This is a genomic window from Streptomyces sp. AK08-02 (assembly GCF_033795085.1).
Lineage (GTDB): Bacteria > Actinomycetota > Actinomycetes > Streptomycetales > Streptomycetaceae > Streptomyces > Streptomyces echiniscabiei.
On the sequence record NZ_JARAZV010000007.1, the window covers coordinates 246,214 to 263,507 of the forward strand.

General features: G+C 70.7%; 15 protein-coding genes and 2 pseudogenes. 8 read left to right on the forward strand and 9 right to left on the reverse strand.

All coding sequences use genetic code 11. The features are described 5' to 3' along the window. The first annotated feature begins 6 nt into the window (after positions 1-6). Complete coding sequence (locus tag PV734_RS16710; protein WP_319095683.1) at positions 7-645, forward strand: polyphosphate kinase 2; 639 nt, start codon at positions 7-9, stop codon at positions 643-645. 14 nt (positions 646-659) lie between these two features. Here PV734_RS16710 and PV734_RS16715 read toward each other — a convergent pair whose 3' ends face one another. From PV734_RS16715 to PV734_RS16730, 4 genes are all read right to left on the reverse strand, one after another. Further along, a complete protein-coding gene (locus PV734_RS16715) occupies positions 660-1,541 on the reverse strand; it encodes a universal stress protein (protein WP_319290084.1) in 882 nt (293 codons plus the stop codon). A 17-nt stretch (positions 1,542-1,558) separates the two neighbouring features. Next, a complete protein-coding gene (locus PV734_RS16720; RefSeq protein ID WP_319095680.1) occupies positions 1,559-2,581 on the reverse strand; it encodes a zinc-dependent alcohol dehydrogenase in 1,023 nt (340 codons plus the stop codon). Positions 2,582-2,603: 22 nt separating this feature from the next. Continuing rightward, complete coding sequence (locus PV734_RS16725; RefSeq protein WP_319095679.1) at positions 2,604-3,509, reverse strand: universal stress protein; 906 nt, start codon at positions 3,507-3,509, stop codon at positions 2,604-2,606. Between the two features lie 177 nt (positions 3,510-3,686). Continuing rightward, positions 3,687-4,316, reverse strand: a complete 630-nt coding sequence (locus tag PV734_RS16730) for a DoxX family membrane protein (protein WP_319095678.1) — start codon at positions 4,314-4,316, stop codon at positions 3,687-3,689. 208 nt (positions 4,317-4,524) lie between these two features. Between PV734_RS16730 and PV734_RS16735 the strand changes: the two are divergent. Next, positions 4,525-4,960 (forward strand): annotated as a pseudogene (locus tag PV734_RS16735) (STAS domain-containing protein); the annotation flags it as partial. On the opposite strand, the gene pflA reads toward PV734_RS16735, so the two are convergent. The 4 genes from pflA to PV734_RS16755 form a co-directional block, all read right to left on the reverse strand. Then, positions 4,960-5,706, reverse strand: a complete 747-nt coding sequence (gene pflA, locus PV734_RS16740; protein ID WP_319290086.1) for a pyruvate formate-lyase-activating protein — start codon at positions 5,704-5,706, stop codon at positions 4,960-4,962. The pseudogene PV734_RS16735 and the gene pflA overlap by 1 nt on opposite strands. After that, on the reverse strand, positions 5,703-7,961 hold the full coding sequence (pflB, locus tag PV734_RS16745) for a formate C-acetyltransferase (RefSeq protein WP_319290088.1): 2,259 nt from the start codon (positions 7,959-7,961) through the stop codon (positions 5,703-5,705). Before pflB ends, pflA begins: the two co-directional genes overlap by 4 nt. Positions 7,962-8,111: 150 nt before the next feature. Then, positions 8,112-8,930 carry a universal stress protein gene (locus PV734_RS16750; protein ID WP_319290090.1) on the reverse strand — a complete coding sequence of 273 codons (819 nt, stop codon included), beginning with the start codon at positions 8,928-8,930 and terminating at the stop codon, positions 8,112-8,114. Between the two features lie 53 nt (positions 8,931-8,983). Next, positions 8,984-9,892, reverse strand: a complete 909-nt coding sequence (locus PV734_RS16755) for a universal stress protein (protein WP_319290092.1) — start codon at positions 9,890-9,892, stop codon at positions 8,984-8,986. Between the two features lie 220 nt (positions 9,893-10,112). On the opposite strand from PV734_RS16755, the pseudogene PV734_RS45815 reads away from it, so the two are divergent. Next, positions 10,113-10,340, forward strand: a pseudogene (locus PV734_RS45815) (helix-turn-helix domain-containing protein); the annotation flags it as partial. 48 nt (positions 10,341-10,388) lie between these two features. On the opposite strand, the gene PV734_RS16760 reads toward PV734_RS45815, so the two are convergent. Continuing rightward, positions 10,389-10,592, reverse strand: a complete 204-nt coding sequence (locus PV734_RS16760) for a hypothetical protein (protein ID WP_319290094.1) — start codon at positions 10,590-10,592, stop codon at positions 10,389-10,391. A gap of 205 nt (positions 10,593-10,797) precedes the next feature. On the opposite strand from PV734_RS16760, the gene PV734_RS16765 reads away from it, so the two are divergent. The 5 genes from PV734_RS16765 (at position 10,798) to PV734_RS16785 (ending at position 17,288) form a co-directional block, all read left to right on the forward strand. Next, complete coding sequence (locus PV734_RS16765; RefSeq protein WP_319095672.1) at positions 10,798-11,262, forward strand: cyclic nucleotide-binding domain-containing protein; 465 nt, start codon at positions 10,798-10,800, stop codon at positions 11,260-11,262. 312 nt (positions 11,263-11,574) lie between these two features. After that, complete coding sequence (gene purB, locus PV734_RS16770; protein ID WP_319290095.1) at positions 11,575-13,017, forward strand: adenylosuccinate lyase; 1,443 nt, start codon at positions 11,575-11,577, stop codon at positions 13,015-13,017. 29 nt (positions 13,018-13,046) lie between these two features. After that, a complete protein-coding gene (gene mug / locus PV734_RS16775) occupies positions 13,047-13,574 on the forward strand; it encodes a G/U mismatch-specific DNA glycosylase (protein ID WP_319290097.1) in 528 nt (175 codons plus the stop codon). Between the two features lie 1,113 nt (positions 13,575-14,687). Continuing rightward, the gene (locus PV734_RS16780) at positions 14,688-14,843 is read left to right on the forward strand and encodes a hypothetical protein (RefSeq protein WP_319095669.1); all 156 of its coding nucleotides are present in this window, start codon (positions 14,688-14,690) and stop codon (positions 14,841-14,843) included. A gap of 39 nt (positions 14,844-14,882) precedes the next feature. After that, positions 14,883-17,288, forward strand: coding sequence for a DUF4135 domain-containing protein (locus PV734_RS16785; protein WP_319290099.1), 2,406 nt, complete (start codon positions 14,883-14,885; stop codon positions 17,286-17,288). Positions 17,289-17,294 lie beyond the last annotated feature (6 nt).

Consider the following 17,294-nt stretch of genomic DNA (forward strand, 5'->3'; position numbering starts at 1 on the left):
GGCGGCATGGCCGGCAAGAAGGCGGCGACCCTGCCGCGCAAGGTGTACGAGCCGGAGCTGCTGCGACTGCAGACGGAGCTGGTGAAGCTTCAGGAGTGGATACGGGCGGAAGGCGCCCGCCCGGTGATCGTGTTCGAGGGCCGGGACGCGGCGGGCAAGGGCGGCACCATCAAGCGTGTCGCGGAACACCTCAATCCGCGAGTGGCCCGCATCGCGGCCTTGCCGAAGCCGACCGAGCGTCAGCGCACGCAGTGGTACTTCCAGCGGTACGTCGAGCAGTTGCCGGCGGCCGGGGAGATCGTGCTGTTCGACCGCAGTTGGTACAACCGGGCGGGCATCGTGCTGCGCAAGTACTGGTTCTCGGTGAGCGACGCGGTGCAGCAGGAGCGGTTCCGCCAGCGTCTCAAGGACCCGCTGCGGATGCTGGTCCACACGGACATCTCGGAGGCGCCTTGGTACGTGGTGGAGAGCGACGACAAGCGCCGGGCGCGCCTGAACATGATCGCCCATCTGTTGAGCACGGTCCCCTATCACGAGGTACCACCGCCGGTGCTGGAGCTGCCGCACCGGCCACCGTCGACCGGGTACGAGCGCCCGCCGCGTGATCTGCAGACGTACGTCCCCGATCACGCGGCGGGTCTCTGAGCCGGCCACGGTCCTCACGCCCGCTGGGGCACGACGGCGACGGGGCAGGCGGAGTGGTGCAGGGCCGCGTGGGCGACCCGGCCGAGTTGGAGTCCGTGGTGCCCGTGCCGTCGGCGGGCGCCGACGACCAGGAGATCGGCGGTGGCCGAGGCCTCCACCAGCACCTTGCGCGCCGGTCCTTCGACGGTCTGGCGGCGCACCCGTACCGACGGATGCTCCGCGGCGGCGTCGCGCAGCGCTTCCTCCAGGATCTCCGCGGCCCGCTGCTCGTGCAGCCGCGCGGGCTCACCGGCAAGCAGGGGGTGATCGGTGCTCTCGTGCGCCGGACACCGCCAGGCGCGTACCGCGCGCAGCGTCGCGTCCCGGTCGGCCGCCGCCCGGAAGGCGAAGTCCACGGCAGCCGGATTGGGCTCTTCGCCGACGCCGAGCACGACACGCTGCTCGGTCCGGATCCTGGGCCGGCGCTCGGGGCCGCAACCCACCACGATCACCGGGCACTCGGCGCGGCCGGCGACCGCGAGGCTCACCGAGCCGAGCAGCAGCTCGGTGATGCCACTACGGCCGCGTGTCCCCAGGACGAGCGCCGAGGCGTCGCGTCCCTCGCGCAGCAGCACCGTCACCGGTCCCTCGGGCAACACCTCGGTGGTGACCTTCACGTCCGCCTGACGGCGGTGGGCCCGCTCGGCCGCGGCCTCGACGATCGTGTCGGCCAGGATCTGCTCGGTGGTCCTGCCGAGGCCGTGGGCCAGGGCGCCGCCCTCGTACCGCTCCCACAGCGAGGCGTACACCAGCCGCAGCGGCACTCCGCGCAGGGCTGCCTCGTCCGCCGCCCAGTCGACGGCCCCGTAGCTCTGCTCGGAACCGTCGACGCCCACCACCAGGGGCAGGTCCGTCATGGGCCTGGTCATCCTCGTCACTTCCCCGCGCCCAGGTCGAAGACGATGCGGGCCTTGACCGAGCCGCGCAGGACGTCCTCCATGGACTCGTTGACGGTCGCGAGGGGACGCGTCTCGTAGATGACCTTCGTACGGCCGGCCGCGTGCAGCTGGAAGACCTCGGCGAGGTCCTGCCGGGTGCCGACGATCGACCCGATGACCGAGGTGCCGCGCAGGACGGTGTCGAAGATCGGGACCTGGATCGTGCCGTGCGCGGGCAGGGCCACCATGACGAGCTTTCCGCCGCGCCGCAGCCCGGAGTTGACGGACGCGAACGCGGCCTCGTTCACGGCGAGCGCGATGGCCGCGTGCGCCCCACCGTGCTGCTGGAGCACCGCGCCGACGTCCTCCTTGCGGGCGTCGATGACGATGTCCGCGCCGAGTTCCGCGGCCAGCCGCAGCTTCTCGTCGCTGACGTCGATCGCCGCCACGGTCGCCCCGGCGATCTTCGCGTACTGCACGGCCAGGTGACCGAGCCCGCCGACACCGGAGACGGCGACAAGCTGCGAGGGCTTGACCTCCGCGACCTTGAGCGCCTTGTACGTGGTGACGCCGGCGCAGGTCAGCGGGGCGGCCTCAAGCGCGCTGATCCCGTCGGGCACCGGCTGGGCGAAGTCGGCCCACGCGAGCATCTTCTCGGCATACCCGCCGTCGCACCCGTACCCGGTGTTGATCTGCTGCTCGCACAGCGTCTCCCAACCGGAGAGGCAGTGCTCGCACCGCCCGCACGCCTTCCCCAGCCAGGGCACGGCGACCCGCTGTCCCACGGAAAGGTGGGCGACGCCGTCACCGAGCTTCTCCACGAGGCCGACGCCCTCGTGACCGGGCACGAACGGCGGGTTCGGCTTGACGGGCCAGTCGCCGTGGGCGGCGTGGATGTCGGTGTGGCACAGCCCGGAGGCCTCCACACGGACGCGGACCTGGCCGGGGCCGGGCTCCGGGTCAGGGCGTTCCTCGATGACCAGGGGCTCACCGAACGCCCGTACGACCGCTGCCTTCATGATCTCTGCTCCTCGGGGTGGGTCAGCCGTGTGCGACGACAGCGACGGGGGAAGTGGCGTGATGCAGGACGGAGTGGGTGACGGGGCCGATGTGCACGCCGAAGGGGTTGCGGCGGATGCGGCGGCCCACGACGACGAGGGATGCCTCGCGGGAGGCGTCGACCAGGTGGTTGGCGGCCTGGCCGAAGCGGGACTCCTCCGTGACGATGACGGCGGGGAACTTCTGCCGCCACGGGCGCATGACCTCGGCCAGGGCTTCGGACTGCTGCCGGCCGAGTTCGGCGTGGAGTTCGAGGTCGGCGGCGAGGCCGTATGCGTAGTAAGGCGGCGGGTTCCAGCCGTGGACAACCCGCAGGGACGTGTATCGACGGGCGGCCTCGGCGAAGGCGAACTCGATGACGGAGTCGTCGGGGCTGCCGGTGTCCAGGCCGAGGACGACGGGCCGGAAGGGAGCGGCGGCGGACGGGATGCCCGCCGGGTCCAACTCGTGCTCGTCGGCGGCCTGTTCGCCGGCCCGGACCAGGACCACGGGTTGGGTGGCGTGCGCCACGACGCTCATGGCGACGGAGCCGACCATGAATCCGCCGATCCCGCTCAGCCCGCGGGAACCCAGGACGAGCAGTTCGGTGTCCTGCGGCAGCCGTGAGAGGACCTCGGCGGCCCCACCGGGAATCTGTTCCGCGATGATCTCGACCCCGGGGTGGCGCAGGCGCAGCCCCTCGGCGGACTCGCGGGGAATCCGTTCGCTCCAGTGCTGCTGTGTCTCGGGGCCGAGGAGCGGGGCCTGCGCCATGGGCGCCGGGACCGGCTCCCAGACGTGGACGATCTTCAGCGGCAGTCCGCGCAGTGCGGCTTCACGGGCCGCCCATTCGGCGGCGGCGCGGCTTTCGGGCGAGCCGTCGAGGCCGACGGTGACGGTGCGGGGCATGGTCTCCAACTCCCGGATTGAGGGGCCGCCCGAATCGGGGGCCTGATGCCAGCGTCGTGTCGAGAGGGTGCGAGGGGCAGGGGCCGCAGGTCCCCGGCCAGGGCCGACCGGCCCTACGGGCCTGCGGCGCGACTGAGGACGGCGGAGCCCTGAGGGACCCCGCCGTCCCTCCCGCGGTCAGTGCAGCCAGCGGTTGCGGCTGACGAACGGGAGCTTGGTCCACTGCTTGCCGAGGCCCCAGGTGACACCGGCACCGGCCGCCGCGAGGGCGATGAGGACGACGGCGTAGATGAGGTGGTAGTCGGTGAACGGGTTGGTCGACATGCTCAGCGACCCGTCGGACAGGTGCTTGGCCGGCGGCCACTCGGCGATCCACATCAACGCCATCATCACGGTGCCCGCGACGGCTGCGAGCCGCAGCGCGATACCGCTGACCAGGGCGAGGCCGATGCCCAGCAGGCCGAGCATGAACATCCAGTTCGCCCAGGTGTCCCCGGCCCAGGAGTGGAACGTGGACTCCATCGGTCCGACGGCCACGTTGCCCAGGAAGCCCATGGTGGGCGAGCCGCCGTCGATCCAGCCCTTGCCGGACGGGGTGGCGTAGCCGAAGCCGAAGGTCTTGTCGAGGAACGCCCACAGGAAGACGAACCCGGTGAGCAGGCGCAGGGAGGCGAGGACGTAGGCCTGCGCGGTGTGCGTGTCGGTACGTGCCGACACGGCGGACTCGGGCGCGGAGGCGGTCCGGTTCCTGCGCAGGGACGGCAGGTGGAAGCCCGGGCTCCGGTGAGGGTGCTCGTGCACGGCCATGGTGGTGTTCCCTTCGGGGACGGTCTGGGCGGTGCCTGACACCACTTACTCTCGTGGCGCGGAGCGGGCGTCGCCCGATGCCGAAGGTCCGGGACCAGAGGTCTGAACGACCCCATTCCGAGGGCCTGTTGGACGGCGGGACGCGGGCCCGGAAGTCCCTCGGAACGGCCCGGCTACTCGCGGTTCCCCGCCCGTCCGTGCTGCTGACCGGGTCGCGCGCCCGCACGGCGTGGTCGAGGGCGCGGTGCCCGGCATGCACGACGTGGACGACTGTCCGCAGGCCCGGACGATCCCCGGGACTGGTGGTCTACCGCTACGACTCGCCCCGCTTCTTCGCCAACGCGGAGAACTTCCACGGCCGGGCCCTGGCCGCCGTCGACGAGGTCGGCGAACAGGAAGGCCCGGTCCGCTGGTTCGTCCTCATCGCCGAGGCCAACGTGGAGGTCGACATCAGCGCCCTGGATGCCGTCGACTCGCTGCGTGGCGAACTGACCGACCGGGGCGTCGTCTTCGCCCTCGCCCGCGTGAAGCAGGACCTGCGGGGCGAGCTGGACGCGTACGGCCTGGCGGAGTCCGTCGGCACCGGCCTGATCTCCCGGACACTGTCGACCGCCGTGGCCGCGTACAACGGGTGGGGCCGCGCTCAGTGGGCCGCAACACCCTGTTCCCTGAACTGCTCCCGCACCCGTTCGGTCAGCGCGGGATCGGGGGCAGGGGTGTCGCGCAGCGGGAAGGGGATGGCGAGGGCCTCGTACTTCGCGGCGCCCAGCTTGTGGAACGGCAGCACGTCCACCCGGTCGACGTGTCCCAGGCCGGCGACGAACCGGGCGAGGCCGTCGACGGCTTCCGGGTCGTCGGTCCAGCCGGGGACCAGGACGTAGCGGATCCACATCGGGACGCCGAGCCGGTCGAGGCGGGTGGCGAAGTTCAGAGTGGGGGCAAGCCGGCCGCCGGTCAGTTTCCGGTAGGTGGTGACGTCGAAGGCCTTGATGTCGAGCAGGACCAGGTCGGTGTCGGCGAGGAGTTCGTCGGTGGCGCGGGAGCCCAGGAACCCCGAGGTGTCCAGTGCGGTGTGCAGCCCGGCTTCCTTGCAGCGGCGGAGGATCTCGCCGGTGAAGGCGGACTGGAGCAGCGGTTCGCCGCCGGTGAGCGTCACTCCTCCGCCGGCCGTGGTGATGAAGGCGCGGTACTTCTCGATCTCCGTCATCACCTCGTCGACCGTGGCCTCCCGGCCGTCGCGCATGTGCCAGGTGTCGGGGTTGGCGCAGTACAGGCAGCGCAGTGGGCAGCCGCTGACGAACAGGACGAACCGGGTTCCGGGGCCGTCCACGCCGGTGGACAGGTCCCAGGAGTGGATCCTGCCCGTCACCGGCCTGGTCGCGGTGTTCACAACGCTCCGTGGAAGGTGCGGCTGATCACGTCGAGCTGTTGCTCACGGGTCAGGCGGACGAAGTTGACGGCGTATCCGGAGACCCGGATGGTCAACTCCGGGTATTTCTCCGGGTGTTCCATCGCGTCTTCGAGCGTCGCCCGGTCGAGGACGTTGACGTTCATGTGGAAGCCGCCCGAGGCGGTGTAGGCGTCGAGGATGCCGACCAGGTTGCCGGCGCGCTCGGCGGGCACGTGTCCCAGCCCCTCGGGGGTGATGGTCGTGGTCAGCGAGATGCCGTCGCGGGCCTGCTCGTACGGCAGCTTGGCGACCGACAGTGCGGAGGCGGCGACGCCGTGCCGGTCTCGGCCGTTCATGGGGTTGGCGCCGGGGGCGAAGGGCGCTCCGGCGCGGCGCCCGTCGGGGGTGTTGCCGGTGTGCTTGCCGTAGACGACGTTCGAGGTGATCGTCAGCACCGACTGGGTGTGCTCGGCGTCCCGGTAGGCGGGGTGCTCACGCACCTTCGCCATGAAGGCCTCGACCAGGCCGACGGCGATGCTGTCGGCGCGGTCGTCGTTGTTGCCGTAGGCCGGGAAGTCTCCCTCGGTGCGGAAGTCGACGGCGAGGCCGGTGGCGTCGCGGAACACCTTCACCCGGGCGTGCTTGACGGCGGAGAGGCTGTCGGCGGCGACCGAGAGTCCGGCGATGCCGCAGGCCATGAAGCGGTGCACCGGGTGGTCGTGCAGGGCCATCTCGATGCGCTCGTAGGCGTACTTGTCGTGCATGTAGTGGATGACGTTGAGCGTGCTGACGTAGGTGCGGGCAAGCCAGTCGAGGACGTGGTCGTACGCCGCCGACAGTTCTTCGTAGTCCAGGTAGTCGCCCGTCAGTGCGGGCGCCTCGGGAGCGATCTGCTCGCCGGTCATCTCGTCCCGGCCGCCATTGACCGCGTACAGCAGCGCCTTGGCGAGATTGACCCGGGCTCCGAAGAACTGCATCTGCTTGCCGACCGCCATGGCGGAGACACAGCAGGCGATCGCGGTGTCGTCGCCCGTGCACGGCCGTGTCAGCTCGTCGGACTCGTACTGGACCGCGCTGGTGTCGATGGACACCTGGGCGCAGAACTCCTTGAAGCCGGAGGGCAGTCGGGGCGACCAGAGCACGGTGAGGTTCGGTTCCGGGGCGGGGCCGAGGTTGTAGAGGGTCTGCAGGAACCGGAAGGACGTGCGGGTGACGAGCGGGCGGCCGTCCGTGCCTATGCCGCCGATGGACTCCGTCACCCAGGTCGGGTCGCCGGAGAACAACGCGTCGTACTCGGGGGTGCGCAGGAACCGTACGATCCGCAGCTTGATCACGAAGTCGTCGATCAGTTCCTGGGCGCGGGACTCGTCGATGATCCCCTCGTCGAGGTCCCGTTGGAGGTAGACGTCCAGGAAGGTGGAGGTGCGGCCCAGCGACATCGCGGCGCCGTTCTGCTCCTTCACCGCGGCGAGATAGCCGAGGTAGAGCCATTGCACGGCCTCGTGGGCTGTGGTCGCGGGCCGGGTGACGTCGCAGCCGTAGGTGGCCGCCATCCGCGTCAGCTCGCCCAATGCCCGTATCTGCTCGGCGAGTTCCTCACGGTCCCGGATGACGTGCTCGGTCGACGGGCGAGCGTCCAGGAGGTCTTTCTCGGCCCGCTTGGCCTCGATAAGCCGGTCGGTGCCGTACAGCGCAACGCGCCGGTAGTCGCCGATGATCCGGCCCCGGCCGTAGGCGTCCGGCAGTCCGGTGATGATCCCGGCCCTGCGGGCGGCCCGCATCTCGGGGGTGTACGCGTCGAAGACACCGTCGTTGTGGGTCTTGCGGTAGGTCCCGAAGACGCGGGAGACGAAGGGGTCGGGCTCGTACCCGTACGCCTTCAGGCTGTTCTCGACCATCCGCAGGCCGCCGTTCGGCATGATCGCCCGCTTCAGCGGGGCATCGGTCTGCAGGCCGACGATCAACTCCCGTTCGCGGTCGATGTATCCGGGCGCGTGCGAGGTGATCGTGGAGGGGGTCGCGGTGTCCACGTCGAGGATGCCGCGGCGTCGCTCTTCCGGGAACAGTGCGCTGACCGCCTCCCACACGACTCGGGTGCGGTCCGTGGGACCGGCCAGGAAGACGGAATCGCCCTCGTACGGCGTGTAGTTGGCCTGGATGAAGTCGCGGACGTCGATCCGCTCGCGCCAGGCCGTGCCGGCGAAGCCACGCCGTGCCTCGGGTGCCTGGGTTCCGGCCGTCGTCGTTACCGTCATCGCCGGTTCTCTCCCTCGCTTCGCACGGGAATGCCTTGCCTTCGATACTCGTGAGGCGCGACGTCCTCCGGGAGGGCCGGGCAGCGCACCCCAACCTGGCCGTCCGTCCCTGCCTGTGGGGCCGTTCGGCCCATGCCGGCGCGTGTCTGTTCACGTGGGCGAAGGCGTGGTGCTCTCCTGCCCGGTGGTCACCATCAGCACCGGGCAGTGGGCCCGATTCAGCAACGTGCGGGCCACGGAACCGAGGTGGCGTCCATGGCCGCCCGGACCAGGTCGGCAGCCGATGACGACGAGGTCGGACGTACGGGTGGCCTCCAGCAGTGCCTGCATCGAAGCGGGGCCGGCGTCCTGGGTCACCCTGCGGACGCGCGGGCACCGCTCGCCCTGTCCCACCAGCACATCGCCGGCCGGGACAACGTGTGCCGTGGCGGCTTCGCTTCGGCGGCGCGGCACCGGCGCCGAAGCCGGGTACCGATGCGCCGGGGCCCGGATGATGCGCAGCTCCGCGCTGCGAAGACCCGCTTCGTGGATGGCGTACGCGGCCATGTCGGCGTCGGCGTCGAGGACGAGCAGTACCTCGTTGTGCAGGTGCGGTGGGGAGTCGCCGCGTACGACCAGCAGCGGGCCGTGCGCGGCCAGACTCCGGCTCACCGAGTGCAGCACCGCACCCGCGAGCTCGCCGGGGCTCCGGCGGCCTACGACTGTCAGCGCGGCCTCACGTCCGCGTTCCGCCAGCACGGCCGCCGGGTGCCCCTCGGCGGGGAGGGTGACGACCGGCAGGCCCGGATGGCGGTACGCCACCCGGGAGGCGGCAGACGCCAGCACCGGCCAGGCTTCGTCGAAGCCGGGCACCGCGTACACGATCTCCAGAGTGGTGGTGCGCAGGGCCGCCTCGTCGGCGGCCAGATCCAGTGCTCGTACGGCGGCGACCGAGCTGTCCACACCGACGACGACGTGACGCGTGGTCATGGCTCTTCCCTCTCTGGGGCCGCCGCTGCCCGGAGCACTCTCACGGCGCGGGTTCAGTCGTGCGGGACGACGGCCACCGGGCAGCTGACGTGGTGCAGTACCGCGTGGGTGACAGCGCCGATGTGCGGGCCGAGGCGGGTCTCCCGTGGCCGGCGCCCCACTACGACGAGGGAGGCTCCGGCCGACGCCCGCACCAGCGCGGTGGCGGCCCGTCCCTCGGAGACGGTCTCGGTCACGCGGACCTCGGGATACTTCTCGCTCCACGGGCGCAGCGCCGCGACCACGGAGTGTTCCTCGGCGGCGAGCAGTTCGGGGCCGGTGGGCGGGACCGGGCCGCCGTCGGCGACGTGGAAGGGCGGGGCGCTGAAGGCGTGGATCACGTGCAGCGCGGCGTTACGGCGCCGGGCGGACGTGAAGGCGAAGTCGATCAGTTCGTCGCAGGGGTGTTGGGTGTCCAGTCCCAGGACGACATCGCGGTACGGGGTCTCAGGTATCTCGTCCGGCGCGACTCCGTCCGAAACCGACAGGTGTTCATCGGCGTAGGAATCGCCCGCCCGTACGAGTACGACCGGGCGGGCGGACCTGGCGATGACCCGTTGGGACACCGAGCCGGTCATGAATCCCGTGACGCCGCCGAGGCCACGGGACCCGAGCACGAGCAGTTCCGCCTCCTCGGCCTCCGTGAGAAGGGCGTCCACCGCGGAGTCGCGCACCAGCCGCTCGACGATCCGCAGCCCGGGATGCGCGGCGCGGATACCGCCCAGCGCCGTGTCCAGGGTCTCCTCGGCCCAGCTCCGCTCGCTCCGGTCCGCGGGGACGAAGGGCGCGGGATGGGGGTGCAGCGTCCAGGCGTGCACGAGGTTGAGCGCGACGCCGCGACGCACCGCCTCACGGGCCGCCCAGTGCGCGGCGGCAAGGCTCTCGGCGGATCCGTCGATTCCCGTGGTGATGTGCCGAAGCATGGTGGGCTCCTCCTGTGGCTGTCGGGCCTACTCGGCCTGCCCGGTCTCCTTGCCGAGCCTCGTGCAGGGACATCCGTGCCACCAGGGGCCGCCCAGCCCCTTCGGAGGACCCTTCGGCCCAACGCCTGCCGGTCATGCCCCGAAGCCCACACGTCGGCTGCGGCTCATCGGCCGCGAAAACGTGAAGCACTGTTCCCGGCCCTGCCGCTGTCGTGCCGACATGTCGTACTACCGCCGCCTGGCCACACTGCTCGGCGCAGACCCCGCCCAGGCCACGGCCGACGACGTGCGGAAGTTGCTGAACAACCCCCTCGCCGCCGAGGGCCAGGACCTCGACCACAAGCTCGAACCGCACGCCAACGGCACTGAGGGCGGAGGCGAACTGGCCAAGGACGTCGCCGCGTTCGCGAACTCCACCGGCGGAGTCCTCGTCCTCGGGCTCCAGGACGACCGGAAGACCTCGATCCCCGTCCACGCGTCCCCGATCCAGCTCAGCTCAGTGATGCACCGGAGTCCGGGCGGACCGGTGGGCGAGTTCGGTCGCCCGCGTGCCCGGCGGCCGGCAGTGGGCGGCACGGCGGCGCAGCATCCGCAACGCCAGCGCGTCGAGCATGGCACTGACCACGAAGGTCACCGCCATGGCGATCACCAGGAGGACGGCGAACAGTTTCCAGAAGTCCGGCGTCAGTGTCGTACCCACGGTACTCACCCCCTTATTCGACCGCGCTGCCTCACGTGTGTCACGTCTTCATCGAACATCGGGGCAGGCGGAGGGACAGGGTGCCGAAGGGTTCTCGTGCAGTGCCGGATGGCCCCGCGGTGGGACCGGGTGGCCCATGGTTCGCGCCGGAGTACGGGCGCACGCTGGACATGGCAGGTGAGTACGCCCGTCCTGGAGGCCCGTCATGAACGCTCCGCCCACTCCCAGCATGCTGCGGGCGCTGCCCGCCGAGCACCGGCACCGGCTGATGCGTATCGCCCGTGAGGTGTCGTTCCCGCAGGGAATCCGCCTCTTCGAAGAGGGCGGACGCGCCGACCGGTTCTGGATCATCCGCACCGGCACGATCGACCTCGACATGCGGGTGCCCGGCCGCCGGGCGGCGGTCATCGAGAGCCTCGGCCACAACGAACTCGTCGGCTGGTCCTGGCTGTTCGCGCCGCATGCCTGGCACCTGGGCGCCGAGACCACGACGCCTGTACGGGCGTACGAGTTCGACGCCGTCGCCGTACGCGCGATGTGTCAGGACGACCCCGCCCTGGGCCACGCGGTCGCCCAGTGGGTGGGCGACATCCTCGCCCACCGGCTGCGCTCGGCCCGCACCCGGCTGCTGGACCTGTACGCCCCGTACGGCAGCGGCAGCACCCTGTGACCACAGCTGACTGAGACCCGGCACGAGCAGTCCGACACGACCAAGGAGCTACGGGCCCTGGCGGACGGTGAAGCCGCTCTTGGTCAGCGGTAGCCGGCGATCAGGTCGTCCACGGCTCGCCGAACGCGTACCGACCAGCTGCGTGCGGCCTGGCGGCGAGCGTCACGCGCCTGTTGGGTCTGTCAGACGAGCCAGAGCCCTTTCTTTCACAGACCCCACGGAAGAGCGCAGGTCGGAGTGCATCCGACCTGCGCCCTACAGACTCCACAGACGGGTCAGACCCCTTCTGGACGCCGGGTAAACTCCGTACACGTGACCGCCGCACCCGCAAAGCCCCGCATCCCGAACGTCCTCGCCGGGCGTTACGCCTCCGCCGAGCTCGCCACGCTCTGGTCGCCCGAGCAGAAGGTGAGGCTGGAGCGGCAGCTCTGGCTCGCCGTGCTGCGGGCCCAGAAGGACCTCGGCATCGAGGTGCCCGACGCCGCCCTCGCCGACTACGAGCGAGTTCTCGACACCGTCGACCTGGCGTCCATCGCCGAGCGCGAGAAGGTCACCCGGCACGACGTGAAGGCGCGGATCGAGGAGTTCAACGACCTCGCCGGGCACGAGCACGTCCACAAGGGCATGACCTCCCGCGACCTCACCGAGAACGTGGAGCAGCTGCAGATCCGGCTCTCGCTGGAGCTGGTGCGCGACCGCACGGTGGCCGTGCTGGTGCGGCTCGGGAAGCTCGCGGGCGAGTACGGCGAGCTGGTCATGGCCGGCCGCTCCCACAACGTGGCCGCGCAGGCGACCACCCTCGGCAAGCGGTTCGCGACCGCCGCCGACGAGCTGCTCGTCGCGTACGGCCGGGTCGAGGAGCTGCTGGAGCGGTATCCGCTGCGCGGCATCAAGGGTCCCGTGGGCACCTCCCAGGACATGCTGGACCTGCTGGGCGGCGACGCGGCCAAGCTCGCCGAGCTGGAGCAGCGGATCGCCGGGCACCTGGGCTTCTCCACCGCCTTCACCTCCGTCGGCCAGGTGTATCCGCGCTCGCTCGACTACGACGTCGTCACCGCGTTGGTGCAACTGGCCGCCGCGCCCTCCTCGACCGCCAAGACGATCCGGCTGATGGCCGGGCACGAGCTGGTGACGGAGGGCTTCAAGGCCGGCCAGGTCGGCTCGTCCGCGATGCCGCACAAGATGAACACGCGTTCCTGCGAGCGCGTCAACGGGCTCATGGTGATCCTGCGCGGCTACGCCTCGATGACGGGCGAGTTGGCGGGCGACCAGTGGAACGAGGGCGACGTGTCCTGCTCGGTGGTGCGCCGGGTGGCCCTGCCCGACGCGTTCTTCGCGCTCGACGGGCTGCTGGAGACCTTCCTCACGGTCCTCGACGAGTTCGGCGCCTTCCCGGCCGTCGTCGCGCGCGAACTCGACCGTTACCTCCCCTTCCTCGCCACCACGAAGGTGCTGATGGGCGCGGTGCGCGCGGGTGTGGGCCGCGAGGTCGCGCACGAGGCCATCAAGGAGAACGCCGTCGCCTCCGCGCTCGCCATGCGTGAGCAGGGCACCGAGCGCAACGAGCTCCTCGACAAGCTCGCCGCCGACGAGCGCATCCCTCTGGACCGCGCGCAGCTCGACGCCCTGATGGCCGACAAGCTCTCGTTCACGGGCGCCGCGGCCGACCAGGTCGCCGTCGTCGTCGGCCGGATCGAGGAGATCGCCAAGCAGCACCCGGCGGCCGCGGCCTACACCCCCGGAGCGATCCTCTGACCCGCACGCCCCGCTTCACCCAGGCCGAGTTGGAGGCCGCCCGCGACCGTCTCGTACCCGACGTCGTCGCGGACGGCCTCGACGTCATGTTCTGCGGCATCAACCCGGGCCTGATGACGGCGGCGACAGGCCATCACTTCGCCCGCCCCGGCAACCGCTTCTGGCCGGTCCTCCACCTCTCCGGGTTCACCCCGAGGCTGCTGAAGCCCGCCGAACAGGACGAATTGCTCTCGTACGGCCTCGGCATCACGAACGTCGTGGCGCGGGCGACCGCCCGGGCCGACGAACTGTCCGCCGAGGAGTACCGCGAGGGCGGCCGTCTGCTGGCCGCGAAGGTGACCCGGCTGCGGCCCCGCTGGCTGGCCGTGGTGGGCGTGACGGCGTACCGGGCCTCCTTCGACGACCGCAAGGCCCAGGTGGGCCCGCAGGAGCGGTTGATCGGGGACACGCGGGTGTGGGCTCTTCCCAACCCGAGCGGTCTGAACGCGCACTGGACGGCGGCGACCATGGCGGAGGAGTTCGGGCGGCTGCGGGAGGCGGCTTCACAGGCAATTTAGGCCTGCATACGGCGGCGTTCACGGACCTCGCCAGCGGAATGGAGCACATCGAGGAACCCTGCCTCCTCCTCGGGTGCGAGAGCGCGGGGGTGTCGGCGCCGTTCCGCCGTGGCTTGGGCTCGGTGACACGGCCAGGACGCCACAGGCTCAGGCTCGGCCGCCGGGGCGGTACGGGAGCCTGGCCGGCTCACTGTCCGCCTTCGGCCGCTTCTGGCAGCGGCACCGACCGGAAGGTCGTGGGACTTCGCGCGTCCCACTGAGGAACAGCACTTTTGAGCCGACGATCAGTCAGGGAATCTCTCGCCGCAGCGGCCTCCTTCAGTCAATTCGACCAGGTCACCGAGTCGCCCTCACCCGCCAAAGACACGGTGGGCGGGCAGCCGAAAGGCGACGCGTGAATTCGACGAGCGTCGAAAGGATGGCGGCGGACCTGCCTTGACGCGAAGCATGTCGTGAACAGCGGATCGACCACCCGCTGTGGCACGAGATGGAGGGGGTGACGTGACGGCCATGCGAAACGGGGCAGGATGCCGTGTGCTCACGGCCGTTGCGGTGGGAATCCGCACACTCTCGACCACGCCGGGGGAAGCCAGCGCCGCGAACGACCCCGCCCGGACCGACTTCGGCGCACGGGCGCACGCCCGTCAGCCGCGCGTGGACTCCTTTCTGTCCGTGACAGGCGGCTCACAGGTGTCCGTGAACAGGATCCTGCTCGGCGACCGCGGTGAAATCCTGCTGACTCTGCCGGGCGGGAAACCGGTTCCGTCGGTGAACACACCCAGAGAGCCCGAACCTACCGGGCCTCCGACGGCAAGAACATCGGCGTCAGTTGCAACACCGGCCGCTATTACGTCGTCAGCACAGCGTGCAGCGCGGGGGGCTGCACGACGATCGGCGAAAACATCGTCAGCGCCGCCTTCGCGTGAGAGCGCCGCCCGCCGCAAAACGAACACGTCACCCTTATCGAGAAACCAGCTGAAGCGCCCCGCGCCCGAATTCCATTTGCCGGGCGGTTTCCAGCTCGTTCTCTCCGCCCTCGGCTCAATCGGCCGAACTCATACGTGCACCCGATGCACGACCCATGTGGAACCCGTCAACCCAGGAGGAATCACCGTGACTCACGCACCTGCCCACGACACCCAGGTTCGCCCCGACAGCCGGTCGTCCGCCGAGGATGACCTCGACCTCGTCATCGGCGAACTGGAGCAGCAGATCCCGGACCGCTCCGACGCCGCGGCCGGCACGTGTATCGGCTGGTACTGCGTCTGACCCTGGCCCCGGCCGCCACACCCCACTGAAGAGCACGCGGTGCCGCTCCGCGACATGCGGGGCGGTACCGCGTACGGGAGGCACACCACCATGATCGAGGTGCTGTGGGACACCACACCGCCATCCGGTTCGGAGCACACACGTCCGCATGGCTCCGTCGCCGCCGAGAAGGTGGTGGAGGCCGTACGGGCGGGCATCGCCGGCCCGCTGTTCCCCATGGTGATGCGACCCACCGACGACGGTCTGCTCGCGCATGAGCGCTTCCTGGCGGGGGACAGCGATGCGGCCGTCCTGGAGGCGGCCTTCGCCTCGCCTCGGTTCGCCCCGCTCACCAGGCTGCTCGACGCCCTCGACACCTGGTGTCACCGGGCCGCGACGCGGTACGGCGACCTGCTCGCCCCCGGTCTGCTCGACGTCACCGACGGCGGCCTCTTCGGTCCGCTTGTGACCGAGGCATTCACCGCCTGTGCCGCAGGTGTCCCCTACCCGGCCGACGAGCAGCATGTCCGCTGGACGACTTTCCTCGACCAGTTCCTGCATCGTCTCGCCCGGGATGTCACAGGCCCCTGGTTCGACCAGCCCTCGCTACGAACGCCCGTGACAGCCATCGAGGCCCAGAACGGGGAGACACACAACGGGCGCCGCAGGGTCCTGCGCGTGAGCATGCGCGGCGGCGGCACTGTCGCTTACAAGCCCCGCCCGCCAGGCGGCGAACTGCTCTTCCTCGCCCCCGAGCGCTCCGTCTTCGCGTTCCTCAATTCCCTGCCGCCCGTGACGGGACCGGTCGTCCTCCCCGTCGTGCGCTGCACGGCGGGCACCGGCCCCGATCGGCTGGAGTACACCTGGCAGGAGTGGATCGAGCCGCCTTCGCAGTGGGGGGTGATCCGGTCGGCGCCCGGAAGGCGACTCACTGGGACCAGGCTCGACCGCCGCCGGGCGGAATGCTTCTGGCATCGAGCGGGCTCTCTCGCCGCTGCGGCCTTCCGCTTCGGCATCGTTGACCTGGGCGAAGGCAATGTGCTGTCCGGAACACGGCCCGGACAGCAGGACCCCCAGTACTACCCCGTCGACCTGGAAATCTTCCTCGCACCGCTGCGACGCCTCTACGACACCGGGCTGATCGCCGATGCCGAAGCCGGGGACCACCATCACCCAGGGCTCGAGGACCAGGCTCGCTGGTGCACCGTGGACGGTCCCGTCGCTCACTTCACCGAGACCACCGGCGGTGGCCTGCGACTGGTCAGGCGGAGGCGTCCCTGTGCCCGCCCGCAGACCCGCACGGTGGTCGCCGACACTCAGGGCCGCACCGGATACGGGCCTTACCTCGCCGTCTTCCTCCAAGGCATGTTCGACGCCTGGACCCTCATGTGCCGCCACCATGACGCGATCCGTGGCTTCCTGGCACGCTCCGGACAGGACAGTCACGTCCGCGTGCTGCTCAAACCGACAGCGGCGTACACCGACGTGCTCGCCGACCGGCTCACCGGGACGGAACCGGGCATCGCCGCACGACCCGATGCCGTACACGACTCCGTGTTCGGCCCGGACGAGGCCGTTCAACTCGACGCCATGGACGTCCCCTACTTCCTCCGCCCGGTCCGCGGCGGCCCACTGCTGCGCGTCGGCCCACCGCACACTCCCGTATCGGTGCCATCACTCGCGCAGTGCCCACCGTCGACAGCCGTACGTGACGAGCGGGGCCGCGACCTGGCCGGGCTCGGTGTGGCACTGCGTGATGCGGCCCATTACGTGTACGACCGCGTGGAGCCGTGCGCCCTCCACACGGACGGGGTACGTGTCCGGCTCTCCGACCGGCACACCGGCGAGGTCGGATTCGACCTGCCCGAGGCCCGGCGCCGGGTCATCTACACCTGGGACCGGGACAATGTCAGGGTCCGCACCGAGCCGCTCGCCCGCCCAGCTCTCGCGCTCGACGTGCGGCGCCGTCTTCTGGCGATGGACCGGGTGGACGCGGCACTGCGCGCCCGTTGGACCGCCTCCGGCTTCGGCGACCAGGAGACCGGGGACAGGCTGCAGGTCCTGACCGGTGTGGCCGCCCGCTGGCTGGCAGACGTCGTGAAACGGCACGGCTGGCCCGGGCGGGCGCTTGTGGGCCCGGCCGCGGCGGCCGCGGCCTGCCGGCTCGTCCAGCACGCCACGGGACCGCCGGACTTCCAGCACGAGTGCCTCCGGCTCATCGAGGAGGCCGCCCGCAACGGTGATCTGCCCTGGCGGCAGGTGGCCTACGTGACCGACGCGCTGCGTATCCGGGAAGGCCGGCCGCAGTTGTACGGGACCAAGTTCCGCTTGCAGGAAGGAAAACTGGAGCCGTGCCCCATCGAACAACCCGACCGGGTGGACGCACTCCGGCGCAGTCTGAGGATGGAACCGCTCGCCCGGTACGCCAGCCGCTTGCGCAGCAGATACCAGCCGCAGAGCGGATGAGCGAGT